The organism is Vibrio sp. B1-2 (assembly GCF_963888445.1).
In the GTDB taxonomy this organism is placed as follows: Bacteria; Pseudomonadota; Gammaproteobacteria; order Enterobacterales; family Vibrionaceae; genus Vibrio; species Vibrio anguillarum.
In genome coordinates this window covers 99797-115041 of the sequence record NZ_CAWPJH010000042.1, presented here as the reverse complement: position 1 = coordinate 115041, position 15245 = coordinate 99797, and the positions used below count along the sequence as shown (strand labels likewise).

The window sequence follows — 15245 nt, the reverse complement described above, 5'->3', positions numbered from 1 at the left end:
GTCATCTTTACATCGATGAAGTGATGGTCAAATGTAGCCTTAGTTATCATTTTGTAATTTTGCTGAATCCTTTCAGCTTTTATACTGAATCGATTCAGCGTATAATTCAACTTCATCAAGGATCAAAAAATGAGTTCTATGATCCGACGCACAGAACAAGAGTGGTTGATATGACACTAGATGAGATAGCGAAGTTAGCGGGAGTCTCTAAAACCACCGCCAGTTATGTAATCAATGGCAAAGCGCAGAAGTACCGCATTAGTGAAAAAACCCAGCAGAAAGTGATGGCCGTGGTGGATGCTCATAATTACCGTCCCGATCATGCCGCTTCTGCTTTGCGAGCAGGAAATAGCCGCTCTTTTGGGCTCATCATCCCTGATCTTGAGAACACCAGTTACGCGCGTCTTGCTAAATTGTTAGAGCAGAACTCTCGTCAAGCGGGTTACCAAATTCTCATCGCCTGTTCGGACGATGACCCGCATACCGAAATGTCGGTGGTGGATGCCTTGGTCTCACGCCGCATCGATGCACTGTTTGTTGCCAGCGCGATTCCTCACGCCAGTGAGTTTTATCTCAAGTTGCAACATTCAGGTACTCCGGTTATTGCGATTGACCGCCCGTTAGATGATGAATTTTTCGCCTGTGTGATCAGTGAAGATTTCAACGCCGCGTTTGAATTGACTCACTCTCTATTAACGCCGGAGATTAAAACCGTTGGTTTGGTCGGTGCATTACCAGAGCTCAATATTTCGCAAGAGCGCCAGTTGGGTTTTGAAGCCGCGTTAAGAGCGAAAACTGTGCACAGTGTTATCGGTTATGGCGCGCACTTTAATCGAGAAGAGGGCAAACGAGTGGTGAATGAATGGATCGCCAATAACAGTATGCCAGATGCGATCGTCGCGACTTCTTACACTCTGCTTGAAGGGATTTTAGATGTACTGTTTGAAAACCCAAGTTTAATGAATCAGGTTAAGTTATCGACATTTGGTGACAACCGTCTACTTGATTTCTTGCCGATTAAAATTAACTCTCTGCCGCAGCAGTTTGAACTGATTGCCGACAGCGCACTTGCTTTGGCCCTCAACGCTTCGGCAAAACGTTATCAAGCTGGGATCGAATTGGTGCCTCGTAAACTGAAAGTTCGTATTCATTGATGGTCACTTTTTAGCTTAATTTTTATAAAGTCATCAAGAAAATTCACGTAGCCTAAGCTCTGTTTTTCTCGATCTTACGTCGCTTTTCTTGGTTAATCGCGTATTATGAAGCACTTTGATTTTCGGTATTTTTAGGGTTGGAATGAAGTTTCTTCACACCTCTGACTGGCATCTCGGTCGACAATTTCATAACGTTTCTTTATTAGATGATCAGCGCGCAGTACTCAATCAATTGATTGAGTATCTGCAGTGTAATCGGGTGGATGCTTTAATCGTCGCCGGAGATATCTACGATCGTTCAGTTCCACCGACGGCAGCCATTGAATTGATGGATGATATAGTCAACCGCGTGTGCAACGAGCTTTCCATCCCCTTAATTATGATCCCCGGTAACCACGACGGGGCGAAGCGTTTAGGCTTTGCGGCCAAGCAGATGCAACACTCGGGCTTGCACATTATTAGCAATTTTGAACAGATGATGCAGCCTGTGGTACTAAAATCAGCCATTGCTGGTGAAGTGGCATTTTATGGTATGCCTTATAACGACCCTGAAGTCGTTCGCCACCACTTTGGAGAGGCCGTAACCAGTCATGATGAAGCCCATCAATACCTCATTAAGCAGATTACATCGCAGTGGAATCCGTCACAACGTCACGTTATGATTAGCCACTGCTTTGTTGATGGCGCTATCGAATCTGACTCTGAACGTCCTTTGTCCATTGGCGGCTCTGATCGTGTCAGTCATCAACACTTTGTACCTTTTGATTATGTTGCGCTCGGCCATCTGCACCAACCGCAGAAAAAGGGGGAAGAGTATATCCGCTACTCTGGCTCTCTAATGAAATACAGCTTTTCAGAGCAGCACCACAAGAAAGGAGCGACCTTTGTTGAATTTGATGAACAAGGTTTTGCCAGCGCCACGCATGTGCCACTGACTGCTCCTCATACCATGCGTATTATTGAAGGTGAGTTGCTGGAGATCATCGAGCAAGGCAAAACAGACCCACACAACCACGATTATCTGTTAGTTCGTCTTACCGACAAACACGCGATACTGGACCCGATGGAAAAACTGCGTCAATCCTACCCCAACGTACTGCATTTAGAAAAACCGGGCATGTTGGTGGGAGTGGATCAAGCAATGGGGCGTGCACGTTTGGCACGCGGTGAGGTGGATATGTTCCGCGATTTTTTCTTAGAAGCTAAGCAAGAAGCGTTAACCGCAGCGCAAGAGCAAGCGGTGATCGACGTCATTCAAGCCCTAAAACCGGGAGCCCAAGTCTAATGCGTCCAATACAATTGACTCTGCAAGCATTTGGCCCCTTTGCTCATAAAGAAGTGGTGGATTTTACCGCCTTGGGTGCCTCGCCGCTATTTTTGATTAATGGTCCAACCGGAGCGGGCAAAAGTTCACTGCTCGATGCCATTTGCTACGCTTTGTATGGTGAAACGACAGGCAGTGAGCGCACTGGTGATCAAATGCGCTGCGACTATGCGGACCCGCACACGCTCACCGAAATCAGCTACCAGTTTGAGCTTGGCGGGCGAATCTACCAAGTTGATCGCTCGCCCGACCAAGAAGTGCCGAAAAAACGCGGTGAAGGCTCAACAAAAAAATCCCATGCCGCGAGCTTGTTTGAATGGGTCGATGGCGAAATGAAATTGCTTGCTAACAAACCCAATCCCGTCGGTAAAGCCATGGTGGAATTGGTCGGTTTAGATGTAAAACAGTTTCGCCAAGTGATGGTCATCCCCCAAGGGAAATTTCGTGAATTACTGACTGCCAACTCCAAAGAGCGGGAGCAAATCTTTGGTCAGTTGTTTCAAACTCACATTTATAGCCAAATTGAACGAGCGCTGTTTGAGAAAGCGGCGGGGATCCGCAAAGCGAAAGAAGAATTTGATCACCAAATTAAAGGCGCATTGGACGTCGTGAACGCAACTAGCGAGTCACACCTTGAAGCGTGCATTGCTGAGCTGTCACCCCAATTAACGGCCGCTCACGCCGCGTACCTAGATGCCCAGCAAAGGTTTGATGCAGCGAGCAGCGAGCAAAAGGCGGCGCAAACCCTTGCTAAACAATTTCAAGAGCAGCGTCAACTCGTGCAACTTAAAGCCGATCACGATGCACAATCGTCAGTCATCGATGCGGTAAGAGCTCAAAGGCATCAAGCCTTGCAAGCTACGCGCTTAGATTCACCCTATTACGAATTACAATCGTCACAACGTCAGTTAGAAGCGGCCAACCAAGCAAAAGTCGAAAAAGAACAAGCGCTTACACAGTCACAACAGCAGTGGCAACAAGCTAAAGCGGCTCAAGAAGACGCGGCAGAAAAAGTCAAAATAGTGCCGAATCTGATGCAACAAATTTATGACTTAAACCTAATCAAAACTAAGCTTGTTGAGCGAGAACATCATCAAAAAGCGCTGCAACAAGCCTTACGTGAAGTGGAGCTCGCGACGCAAAATCGCCACAACTTGCGCACCGCTGTTGAGCAGTTTGAGCAGCAAATTATGCTTAAGCGTCAAGAGTGCGAAAGAGTTAGCCAGCAGCTGGCTGAGTTAAAAGGCCAGCGCTTAGAGCTTGAAACCATCAAACAGCAGATTGATCGCTTATTAAAGCTGCAGCAGCTTGAACAGCGTTTAGCCACAGAGCAAGCTGCACTGAGCTATAGTCAGCAGCAGTTTGATTTGGCACAGCGCGCAACATTGGACGCGAAACAGCAAGCCGATAAATTAGAGCTGATTTGGCACACCAACCAAGCCGCCGAGCTGGCTCGAACCTTGGAGCAAGGCGACGAGTGCCCGGTGTGTGGCAGTTGCGATCATCCTAAATTAGCGCGTTATACCGGAGAAACGGTGACTAAGGCGCAAGTGCAGCAGGCGAGAGCGATACAGCAAAACAAACTGGCCACAGAGCAAGAAACGCTAAAACAGCAACAGCAACGAGCGACCCAATACGCACGGCTTGAGCAAGAGATGGCAAGTTTGAGGGAGTCATTATCTGGAAATACGCAAAGTTTAGTACAACTGCAGCAAGCTCAAAGCGATCTTGAACATTCCATTGCTCATCTTGAATCGCTCAATCCAGAGCAATTAGCTCAACAATTGGCAAAATTAGAACTGCAGTTAGCACAAGCTAAGCAAAATGCTGAAACGCAGCAGCATAAAGTCGAACAAGCCACCCTGACGGTTGCCAAAGAGCAGACTCAAGTTTCTGCATTAAGCCAAGGGATCCCGGAGTTGTATCAAGACAGTTTGCATTTGAACGAATCTTTAACCCAGTTAGAGCTACAATTGGCCAATCTCAACCGTTTAGATGCGGAAACTAAAGCGCGCTTCAATCAAGCGAACGCCGATTTTTCTGGTGCGAAAGCGGCGTTGGCGGCGGCGGTCGAACACCAGATACATTGGCAAAATGCGTTTATGCAGTCACAGCAGCAGTGGCACAGTGCGCTGATTGAGAGCCAGTTCGACGATACTGAGCACTATTTACAGGCACGTTTATCTTCACAGCATATCGAGCAGCTTGAAAAGCAGATCAAACAATTTGACGAAAGAAGTACGACGTTAAACGCCCAGCTTCAAACATTAGCCAGTGAGCTGAGTGAAAAAAGTGAGCCCAATCTTGCTGAGTATGCAAGCGCGGTCGAGGCTGTAGCCATGTTACAGCAAAGCGCACTGGATCAATGGAGCAGGTTACGGTCTAAAATGGATGCCTTAACCAGTGTGAAAGAAAAAATCGCTATTTTACATATAAAAAATGAAGCCTTAGAGCAAGAGTATCAAGTATTTGGGACTTTGAGTGATATCGCCAACGGCAAAACAGGCGCTAAAGTGAGTTTACACCGCTTTGTTCTTGGCGTGTTGTTAGATGATGTGCTGATCCAAGCCTCAATGAGGCTGCAGATCATGAGTAAGGGGCGTTATCTGCTCAAGCGTAAAGAAGATCGCGCCAAAGGTAATGTGGGTTCAGGGCTTGATCTGATGGTCGAAGATGGCTACACCGGAAAATGGCGAGATGTGGCGACCTTGTCAGGTGGTGAATCTTTTATGGCGGCGTTGTCATTAGCGCTGGGGTTATCGGATGTGGTGCAATCATACAGCGGCGGTATTAAACTGGATACACTGTTCATCGATGAAGGTTTTGGCAGTTTAGATCCTGAGTCATTGGACTTGGCGATTCAAACCCTTGTCGACTTACAACAAGGAGGCCGAACGATCGGCATCATTTCTCACGTGAGCGAGCTGAAAGAGCAAATAGCCTTACGCATTGATGTCGATGTGGCGAGAAACAACGGCAGTTCAATAAGACTTGTTGCATAATGAATGGGAATGTAGGTTATCTTGTGCTAGTTATTAATAAGCATAGCGTGGCGAGTGTGACTCACTTCGACGTTTAAAAAGACCAGGTTATGCATAATGATGATTATAAAAATGAATATATCAGTTTGGTAAGGTTGCATGGACGTAGTAAAAAAAATATACCAGTACGCTGAGCCGAACCTCACCCTTGTGGGATGGATGGGGTTCATTGGTTTTCCCCTCTATTATTACGTGTGGACTTATCTCTTTCCACAACCTTATGAAAGTATGGAGTTACGGGCGATTTGCGCCATTTTATTTGCGGGGATTATTTTTCGCAATTCAACGCCGAAACATTTACAGCACTACTTACCTTACTATTACTTGTTTTCAATAGGATTTTGTTTGCCATTCTTTTTTGGCTACATGATGCTGATGAACGATTGGTCAACGATCTGGGCGATGTCGTTCATGGCGTCTATTTTCCTCCATATCCTCTTAGTCCACGAAACAAAAGTTATGCTGATTCAAGCCGCCATTGCATTAGCATGTGCTTACTTTGTGACTTATGGCGTAATGGACGCGGAACTGCGAGTGATGGTGGAATGGCCGTACGTACCGATTTTTCTATTTACTTACATTTTTGGTAACCTGTTCTATTTTCGTAACCAAATTGAACATGAAGCGAAGGTGTCGATTGCCAAGTCTTTTGGCGCAGGGATTGCGCATGAAATGAGAAATCCATTAAGTGCGTTAAAAGCGTCAATTGAAGTAATGGGTTCGGTATTGCCCAATCCTACTGCATCCAAATCAGAATCTTATATGCTACCGTCTAAAGATTTAGATCTGATTGCTGGTCTATTAAGAGATGCTGATGAAGTCATTCGCTCCGGTAATGAGACCATTGATTTGCTGTTAACTTCGATTGATCAAAATAGGGTCTCAACATCGACCTTTAAAAAGCATGCTGTAAAGCCTGTTATAGAAGAGGCACTGCGCAGTTTTTCTTATAAAAGACCAGAAGACAGGCAGGCAGTGACTCTTAAGGTAGTGGATGACTTTGATTTTTTAGGCAGCAGTACACTGTTAAAATACGTGCTCTACAATCTACTCAAGAATGCGTTCTACTATCAAAATAACGATATGTTTAATATCCATATCACCTTGAAATCAAGTGAGAATTGCCACCAAATTACAGTGAAAGACAATGGTGTTGGTATTGAACCTCATTTGCTGGACGATATTTTTAAAGACTTTTATACCTTCGGTAAAAATGGCAGCTATGGTCTGGGGTTACCCTTTTGTCGTAAAGTAATGCATGCTTTTGGAGGGGATATTATCTGCCGTTCTGAACTTGGAGAGTGGACGGAGTTTACCTTAACGTTTCCCGAGTATGATTCGCAAGCCGTTGCTAATATTAAACTCGATCTAATGAAGGCGAAATCTCTGCTTTATATTGGCAAAACGAGCATAGTGAATCGTTATCTCAGTGAGAAATCGTTCTATCTTGGTTTCCAGCTTAATGTCTTAGAGCCTGAGAGTGCTTTGCGTCGAGAAGAGTTTGAATTTGAGTTTGATCTGATCTTTGTGGATCTGCAAACGTTGGATGAAACGCCGGATTACTTAACCAAACTGGAACCTAAACTGCATTTTACACAAGCAAAAGTTTGCTATTTATATGACCAAAATCAGCGTTACGCGCTGACGATGGAGCGTCATTTAACCATTTACCCAATTGAAAAGCACAAATTGTTATTGGATGGATCGGCGATTATTGATGAACTACTCTTTGAAACGGAAGAGCTTATTGCCGATAAAAATGTTATCCCGTTAAAACAATATGATTATGAAAAACGAATTTTGTTGGTCGATGATAACCACTCCTTACGTAGCTTCACCGCTCTGTTGCTAGAAAAGCAAGGGTATGAAGTACTGCAAGCGAGCGATGGGGAATTAGCATTACAAATGTTGGCCAATAATTCAATTGACTTGGTGTTAATGGATATTGAAATGCCGATTATGGATGGTATTTCGGCCACTTTATCTATCCGTTCATCCACCGCTTCTTACAGTAAAGTGCCTATTATTGGGCACACGGGTGACAATAGCCCTTCAACGATAGAAAAAATCCGTACATCAGGAATGAATGATTACGTTTTAAAACCAGCGGATAAAACGCTATTGTTAAAAAAATTAAGTCACTGGATTTAATAACCCTAGGTAAACCCTAGGGTTATTCCTTACCTTATCCTTCTTATTTGAGATTGCACCATTGGTTTAGTATGTCGATGCGTGACTTACTTGAAATAGAGACTGCTATCATTTTGGGCCCTTTCACACACGGTTAATATGGTGTCAATTTGTGAGTCAGTGACATTACTATTTAACGAAAGCCGAATAATGTTTTTATTCTTTGAAGTGGCAGGCCTGCAAAAAACAGCACCAAATATTTGATTCTCTTCTAAATAATCGCGAACTTTTTCTGTATTTCGTTCATCTCCGGTTTCTAGCGCTATGATTTGGGACTCACTTCGTACGCTTAGCCCTATACTATTTAGTCCACGACGCAGTGTGTGTGCATTGCGGTGCAACTGAGTTCTTTTAGAATCGGCTGATTTGATAATGTCCAATGTCGCTTCTAACGCTTCGACTTCATAAGGCAAAATAGTTGAACTAAAAATAGCGGGATAACCCACAAAAGGGATACAGTGATTCACATTATTATTCGCCCAAATAGCGCCAGCGCGATACGCGAATGTTTTCGCAAGGCTAGCTGTAATAAAGTCAACCTCTGCAGTTAACCCTAATTCACTGACAAGTCCTGCACCTTTTTCGCCATGTGTGCCAAGTGAATGCGACTCATCAACTAAAATGGCGCATCCATACTCTTTGGCGATAGTGACCAAATCGGTGAGTGGTGCAATCGTACCGATAGTGCTGTAAATCGAATCAACCACGATGAGCCCTGGGCCGTGTCGAGCGATCAGTTTTTGCAAATGATCACAATTATTGTGCATGAATGGGTGGATATTGGCATTAGCATAGCGAGCACCTTCCCACATTGACATGTGAGCAAAAAAGTCAATGTAGACGTTACTTTGTGGCCCGCACACGGCTTGCAACAAGGCTGTATTAGCATTCCATCCTGATTGAGAAAGAAGGCAACTATCAAAGCCTACAAATTCTGCAAATTTCGTTTCTAATGAAGGTTTAGACTCTTCATCTTGTAGGAAAATAGCGGACATAAAAACACTATCATGTGTTTTATCGATGGCGTTTTTCAGCCGTGCTTTAATTAATGGATGATCAGCCAAGCTTAAATAATCATTACTTTGTAACACTATGTCGTTTTTTGTTGGCCTTTTCCCTAGGACTAGGTGTTTTCCGTTAGCATTTGCATTAATCAAATCATTGATGAAATAGTCAATTCTAGATTGTATAGAAGCCGGTAGTTCGTGTTTCCACTTACGTGAATTCATGGTTATATCCTTTATATGTTTTTAATTAAATGCCAGCTGACAAAGGATATATTGAATATTAATTTAAAATTGTCACGAGTGAGTTTTTATTATTTTGGCTACTATTGCAAATTAAGGTATAGTGTCTTTTATATTGTTCGTCATTGCCTAGGCTTATCCAGCCCTAATTAATTTTTAATTAAAGATAAATATTAGGTTTTTATTTATTAGCAAATAATTCAGGCCAATACATTTTTATATAACCAATAGAAACCCAAACGACTAAGAAAGTAGCAATAGTCAATTCAAATAACCCAAATTGATGTAACCAGTGCCATTGCGGGTACTGTCCTTCAAAGAAGGTGGTTAAACGATGCATGGCGATAGCACTGATGACAGAAGGGAAGGTCACAGCAGCAATAGACGGTTGAAACTTGAGCCTGAGCAGACGGATATAGCAAAGGTAAATAAGTAGTGTCATGGTGATGGCAATGCCAGCCAGTGCGCCTGTTAATATTGGATCAGGATGAGGGAAGTTGACCAAATACGTCGCGAGGGTGAGGTTAATAGGTGCAGCCATAATCGCGAGTGTTGGGCGTGCGCGTTTAGGTAACATTCCAGCAAACACCAAACGATATAACACTAACGGCAGCATAAAAAAATAGATAGCGATACAGACAGAGACGAGTGTTTCTGAAAAGACAGTGTGGCCAAATTGCGTGCCAGCGAGCGAGCTACTGATTAACCCAACCGGATAAAGAAACCAGCTTGGTACAATATGGCTGATTTTAAAGTTCATGGCCTGAAAACTGAAGAAAAGCAGCATCATGGTGAAGTGCAGCAAGAGCGCGGTAAACCAAATAGGATAAGCAATGAGCGGTGAAATTAAAGCGAGATAATCACTTAAGATCAGTAAAGTCATGCTCATTGGAGCCATCAAGCTACCTGAAAGAGGGTGGCGAATGTCCTCCATGAATGTCTTGAAGCTGGTGAGGTATTTTAGCAAGACAGGTAGCAGTAATAATGCACCGAGCAGTGCCAAATAGGGGCGAATAATGAGACCGACCGAGGGAATATAAAGCGCCCACGCATGCCCGAGGCTGATCACACCTAATGCTAGCGCCGCTTGAGAGGGCGGTGTGCTTTGTACTTGAATTAACCTTTTCCAGTTCAACGATAAACTCCATGTCATCATTTGCTCTAGAAAATGAATAATGTATTTCTAGCAGCCAGCAAACGAGCGCATTATCAAGTTTATCGAGTTGTGGTGCAACATCTCACTTTCTAATTTGTTACTTAGATATAACAATTCGCAGCGGAGTCAATATTCATGAGTCTCACGATTACTCTTTTGGTGGAAGATCTTGTTGTTGCAGCTTGGCATTTTTCAAGGTGCGATGAAGCAACTGGCTATAAATGGGTTGGCCGCCAAGTAATTGAGCGAAAATAACCGCGCCAAGGCTAGTAATAATCAGCGGTAAAATTAAATAATAATTATTGGTCATTTCAATAACTAATAAAATACCTGTAATGGGTGCGCGAACCGTTGCGGCAAACAGTGCACCCATGCCTGCAATGGCGAACATTCCTGGGTCAATCGCTAATTGTGGTAACAGTTCTTGCGCAATCAGGCCAAAGGCGTAGCCAAACAGCGTGCCTAATGCCAGCATTGGTGCAAAAATCCCGCCCGGAGCACCAGAACCAAAGCAGATCAAGGTGGTAAAAATACGACCAATGAACAAAAGCAGCAAGATAGCGGCACCGTAGTCACCATTGGTGATATTAGGGATCAGTGAGATGCCACCCCCAGTCAATTCAGGAATATACAATAAAGTTAAGCCAAAACAGCCTCCCAATAATGAACCCGTGAGTAAATATCGCTTACGATCATTGCGATGAATTCTGGCAAAAATATCTTGTGATAGTGTGATTAAACGGTTGAATAGCACACCGAAAATACCAAACAGTCCCCCAAGCAGCAGAAACAGCCACAGTGAAGCCAGCTCTGGTGCTTGATATTGCGGCATTTGGATCACAGCATGTTGGCCATTAATCACGCGAAAGACGATATTTGCCGCCACCGCAGAGACAATAACAGCACGTACTGAAATGAGGGTATAGCGAAACTGCGGGCGCATCTCCTCTATCACAAACATGATGCCCGCCAGCGGCGCATTAAATGCGGCAGCTAGGCCTCCAGCTGCGCCAGAGGCTAAGAGTGAGTGGCGGGTATCGTCATTTTTGATGCGGAAAATATCCGACACCATTCGGCCAATGGCTCCCCCCATTTGAACCGTGGGCCCTTCACGTCCCAAAACCATACCAGAACCTAAGGCGCCCATACCGCCAAAAAACTTCACTGGCAGTACTCGCCACCAACGAACGGGGCGCATACCATCCATCGCGCCTTCAATTTCAGGAATGCCAGAACCGGCGGCTTCGGGCGCAAACCGGTGCACAAGGAAATAACCGATAAACGCCAACGCTGCACTGATAAGAAAAGCGGCCAACCACAAGGGTAAGATATTACCAATCTCACTTTTTAACCACTCGGTGCGTGTTTCCGAAACCAAGTGCACAGCGGCCTCAAAGTAAGTACCAACAATCCCAGCAAGAATACCGACAATGAGCGAAAGAAAAAGGATTGAGAGTGGTGTTTTGTCCTTAGAGAGAAATTGGTTAATCGTATCTTTTGGAACTTTTGCAAGCAGTGACTGTTTCAATCTCTCTCTTTTGGTCATGTAAAAAAGGGCCTCGATTGGTAAAATGTGAACATATTTTGTTACAGAATTATACGCGCCAAAGTGATTAACTATAGCGTCAAAGCTGCAATGTAGATTTCCATATCTGGAAGATGGAGAGATTCTCTACTAAAAACGAGATCTGAGTTAAAAATGAGTTAAAAAACAGAGATTGAACCTTGCTAAGCCAGCCAAATGAACCATAGTTAAAGCGTAAGGCAGATTCAGATATCGTACAGGGAGGAATTCAAGCCTTACCTACAATTTGGATGGAATCAGCAATATTTCAATTCTATGTCCTCGTTTATGATCGGGTTGCATCTATAGTCCTCCCGATTCGCGAACTCACGATTGAGTTACGAGGGGAAAGGCGCGCTCACCGTAGTGCGCCTTTTGTCGTTTATGTACCTCGGCTCATTGTTCCTGTCTAACTGGCAAACCATGCACTGGCTTCTTATTTCGGTATATACTGCCGCAAAAGGAGTGCTGACATGACAAAAAAAGTACCAACTAACATTATTACCGGTTTTCTTGGTGTAGGAAAAACGACGGCCATTTTGAATTTATTGAAGAATAAACCTGCTGATGAAAAGTGGGCGGTGTTGGTCAATGAGTTTGGAGAAATTGGTATTGATGGGGCGATGATGTCTGACCAAGGCGCGCTGATCAAAGAAGTACCGGGCGGCTGTATGTGCTGTACCGCGGGTGTTCCTATGTCTGTTGGAATTAACGCCTTACTTAGGCAAAAGCCCGATCGTCTATTAATTGAGCCAACAGGGCTTGGGCACCCTAAGCAAGTGGTGGCAACTTTAACTTCTGATCAATATGCACTGTATGTCGATTTAAAAGCCACGATCACTTTAGTGGATCCGCGCAACTTGCGTAATGAAAAATACACATCCAACCAAAATTTTAATGACCAATTGGCCAGTGGTGATGTGGTGATTGGCAATAAAGTGGATCAATGCACTAGTGCTGATGTGGATGCGTTTAATGACTGGGTGACTGATCAATCACCCGCGAAGATTTTTAGCAAGTTAGTCAAGCAAGGTGAGTTGCCTTTAGAATTATTAGATATTGAACGTCTTCACGGCGCAGCTTCTACTCATATTGAAGCGCATCACCATCATCATGCTTCGTTAGAACCACAGTTTGCGTTACAGCCGGGTAAAGCGTTTGTGCGCAAAGAAAATCGGGGCCAAGGTTATTTCAGTTGTGGTTGGTTAATCGGCGCTGAATACCATTTTGATTTTGATGAGCTTTTTTCTATGCTGAGTGCCCTGACCGCTGAGCGTGTTAAGGCGGTCGTCAATACCGATAAAGGATGTTACGCCTTCAACATCAACCAAGGAGTCGTTTCAGTGAATGAGATGAGCTTAGAAGGGTTTGAATCACGCTTAGAAGTGATTGACTCACAGCTCATGCCATGGGATCAACTAGAAGCGGTATTGCTGAAATTGGCGGGTATCTCTCAATAGGATCCAAAGAAAAAACCAACAAAGAAAGAACAAAGAAAAAATGAACTAAGAAAGGCGAACTGGAACGGCTTCGTCTTTCTCGTTCACTTTATAACTTCTTATAATGCGTTGAGCTATGGCTGCCTTGTTGCGTGATCAACGCGTTCATCAGATAAAATCTGCCCATCTTTGATATTCACTATTCTGTGAGTTCGCTTCGCTAATGCGAGATCGTGAGTGACGACAATAAGCGTTCGTCCTTCTTGATGAAGCTCATTGAACAGGGCTTCAATTTCAGCGCCTGATTTTGAATCTAACGCACCTGTCGGTTCGTCGGCTAAGATAATTTGCGGATCATTGACCAACGCGCGCGCAATCGCCACCCGCTGTTTTTGCCCCCCCGAGAGCTGGTTGGGTTTATGCTGCATGCGATCGCCAAGCCCCACTTTTTCTAATAGTGTTGCTGCACGTGCTCGGCGCTCTTTTAATTTTACTCCGCGATAGACCAAGGGTAGGGCGACGTTATCGAGAGCATTAGCGTATTCGAGCAGGTTGAAACTTTGAAAAACAAAGCCAATTTTTTGATTACGAATATGAGCCAATTGATGGCTGCTGAGCGAGGCGACCGCCTTGTCGTCCAACTGATATTCACCCGATGTAGGAACATCCAAGCAACCGAGGATATTCATTAAGGTTGATTTACCCGAGCCTGATGGCCCTAGAATAGAGAGAAATTCGCCTTTTTGAATCGATAGCGAAACGCCGTCTAATGCTTTGACCAACTCTTCACCACTGCGATAGTGCTTGCTGATATTGGTCAATTGAACAAGGTTCGGTAAGTTTTGTTTATTCACTTTGTAATGCCTCTAATGGCGTAATGCTAGCCGCGCGATTGGCGGGAAACCACGCGGCAATCACACCGACAATCGCCAGCGCCGCGATCACAAGAAAGACAATCGAAAACGACAGTTCGGGTAAGGGTTTCCCTAATTGCTCAAACAGCATATTGCCTTCTAAGGGGGCGTATCTTAATAAGGTGATCAGCCCGTAAGTGGATCCTAAGCCAGCTAAACCTCCAAGTGACATCGTGAGCAAGGCTTGCACTAAATAATGGAGTTTGATAGTGGTTGGCGTAGCTCCGACGGCCATTCGTACACCGATGTCTCGCGTGGATCGTTTTACCGTGGCGTACATGACATTGGCAATACCAATGCCTGCTACGCCGAGGGTAATAAGCCCAATAATGCCCAAAAAGCCTTGTAGACCGAATAAGAAACGGCGCATGCTTTTTTGCCTCAATAGCATGTCTTCGACTTGCAAGATCTGCGTGTCTGAAGCACTGGCACCGTACTTTCTGGCGATCACTTGCTTAATCACTTGCGCGGCTTTTTCGCGATCAACCGTGGCATTGAGCTGCACATTGATCGCTGCAATCGTTGCGTTGGGGTTAAAACGTTGCCAAGTGCGAAAAGGCACAAAGACCGCGTAGTCAATAGGGGTTCCTTGTTCTACCTCTGCACTTGTCTGCGCTATCACGCCGATAACGGTAAAGTTTTCATCACCTATTTTTATCAATTGACCTACGGGGTTTATGCTCAGCGTCTGGGGTTCCAGCCAACTCCAACCATCCTCAGAATTGAACAATTGCACTGCGGCGTTATAACCGAGTACAACCACTTTACGCTGCTGTTGATTATCGAGCGGGTTGATCCATCGCCCTCCTTTGGCTATCTCAATACCAGTTAAGGACTGATATTCTGGGTTAACCGCTAGTGGGCGCTGCCAGGTGCCATTGTCTTGATTGCTGACGCGTTTATCCCATTGTGCGCTGACTTCAGCGCGTTGGATAAAGGGCAGTGCGCGAACAAGCTCAACATCATCCGCTTGCAAAGAGAGGGCTTTCCCTTCAAAAAAGCGTCCGGCGGTCTGGCTGGCATAACCCCCGGTCACATAGAGTAAATTGCCATTGCCACTTTGTGATGAGCGTGTCAGCCCTTGGCGTAATCCTTCGCCTGTTGCGAGCATGGTGGCGATGCAAAGTGTGCCCCAAGCCACCGCTAAAATAGTGAGTAGCAAGCGCAGTTTTTCGGCCGCCATCTCTTGATAAATTTGCCTGATAGGTAACATCAT

The 15245-nt window shown here is 44.8% G+C and carries 10 protein-coding genes; 5 read left to right on the top strand and 5 right to left on the bottom strand.

Annotation, left to right across the window (positions count from 1 at the left end; translation table 11 throughout):
* The first annotated feature begins 23 nt into the window (after positions 1-23).
* The 4 genes from cra to AACQ75_RS15285 all read left to right on the top strand — a co-directional run bounded on the left by cra (position 24) and on the right by AACQ75_RS15285 (position 7670).
* Positions 24-1154 carry a catabolite repressor/activator gene (gene cra, locus AACQ75_RS15300; protein WP_170888980.1) on the top strand — a complete coding sequence of 377 codons (1131 nt, stop codon included), beginning with the start codon at positions 24-26 and terminating at the stop codon, positions 1152-1154.
* A gap of 142 nt (positions 1155-1296) precedes the next feature.
* Positions 1297-2439 (top strand): exonuclease SbcCD subunit D, encoded by a 1143-nt coding sequence (locus tag AACQ75_RS15295; protein WP_170888979.1) that lies wholly within the window; start codon positions 1297-1299, stop codon positions 2437-2439.
* Entirely contained in the window at positions 2439-5480 is a 3042-nt protein-coding gene (locus AACQ75_RS15290; RefSeq protein WP_170888978.1) for an SbcC/MukB-like Walker B domain-containing protein, read from the top strand. The genes AACQ75_RS15295 and AACQ75_RS15290 overlap by 1 nt, the downstream gene beginning before the upstream one ends.
* Before the next feature lie 138 nt (positions 5481-5618).
* Positions 5619-7670, top strand: a complete 2052-nt coding sequence (locus AACQ75_RS15285; protein ID WP_170888977.1) for an ATP-binding response regulator — start codon at positions 5619-5621, stop codon at positions 7668-7670.
* An 86-nt stretch (positions 7671-7756) separates the two neighbouring features.
* Here AACQ75_RS15285 and cqsA read toward each other — a convergent pair whose 3' ends face one another.
* The 3 genes from cqsA to clcA all read right to left on the bottom strand — a co-directional run bounded on the left by cqsA (position 7757) and on the right by clcA (position 11658).
* Positions 7757-8938, bottom strand: coding sequence for an alpha-hydroxyketone-type quorum-sensing autoinducer synthase (cqsA, locus tag AACQ75_RS15280; RefSeq protein ID WP_017050024.1), 1182 nt, complete (start codon positions 8936-8938; stop codon positions 7757-7759).
* Positions 8939-9137: 199 nt separating this feature from the next.
* Positions 9138-10112 (bottom strand): TDT family transporter, encoded by a 975-nt coding sequence (locus AACQ75_RS15275; RefSeq protein ID WP_013868491.1) that lies wholly within the window; start codon positions 10110-10112, stop codon positions 9138-9140.
* 148 nt (positions 10113-10260) lie between these two features.
* A complete protein-coding gene (clcA, locus tag AACQ75_RS15270; RefSeq protein WP_013868492.1) occupies positions 10261-11658 on the bottom strand; it encodes a H(+)/Cl(-) exchange transporter ClcA in 1398 nt (465 codons plus the stop codon).
* Between the two features lie 491 nt (positions 11659-12149).
* Here clcA and AACQ75_RS15265 point away from each other — a divergent pair, with 491 nt between their 5' ends.
* Entirely contained in the window at positions 12150-13136 is a 987-nt protein-coding gene (locus AACQ75_RS15265) for a CobW family GTP-binding protein (protein ID WP_170888976.1), read from the top strand.
* Positions 13137-13249: 113 nt separating this feature from the next.
* Here the strand turns inward: AACQ75_RS15265 and AACQ75_RS15260 are convergent, their stop codons facing one another.
* Positions 13250-13969 carry an ABC transporter ATP-binding protein gene (locus AACQ75_RS15260; RefSeq protein WP_017045357.1) on the bottom strand — a complete coding sequence of 240 codons (720 nt, stop codon included), beginning with the start codon at positions 13967-13969 and terminating at the stop codon, positions 13250-13252.
* A complete protein-coding gene (locus AACQ75_RS15255; RefSeq protein ID WP_170888975.1) occupies positions 13962-15245 on the bottom strand; it encodes an ABC transporter permease in 1284 nt (427 codons plus the stop codon). The genes AACQ75_RS15260 and AACQ75_RS15255 overlap by 8 nt, the downstream gene beginning before the upstream one ends.

Coding starts and splice junctions, on each gene's coding strand:
- cra (WP_170888980.1), top strand. CDS start 24: ATGGTCAAATGTAGCCTTAGTTATCATTTTGTAATTTTGCTGAATCCT.
- AACQ75_RS15295 (WP_170888979.1), top strand. CDS start 1,297: ATGAAGTTTCTTCACACCTCTGACTGGCATCTCGGTCGACAATTTCAT.
- AACQ75_RS15290 (WP_170888978.1), top strand. CDS start 2,439: ATGCGTCCAATACAATTGACTCTGCAAGCATTTGGCCCCTTTGCTCAT.
- AACQ75_RS15285 (WP_170888977.1), top strand. CDS start 5,619: ATGGACGTAGTAAAAAAAATATACCAGTACGCTGAGCCGAACCTCACC.
- cqsA (WP_017050024.1), bottom strand. CDS start 8,938: ATGAATTCACGTAAGTGGAAACACGAACTACCGGCTTCTATACAATCT.
- AACQ75_RS15275 (WP_013868491.1), bottom strand. CDS start 10,112: ATGATGACATGGAGTTTATCGTTGAACTGGAAAAGGTTAATTCAAGTA.
- clcA (WP_013868492.1), bottom strand. CDS start 11,658: ATGACCAAAAGAGAGAGATTGAAACAGTCACTGCTTGCAAAAGTTCCA.
- AACQ75_RS15265 (WP_170888976.1), top strand. CDS start 12,150: ATGACAAAAAAAGTACCAACTAACATTATTACCGGTTTTCTTGGTGTA.
- AACQ75_RS15255 (WP_170888975.1), bottom strand. CDS start 15,245: ATGATGTTACCTATCAGGCAAATTTATCAAGAGATGGCGGCCGAAAAA.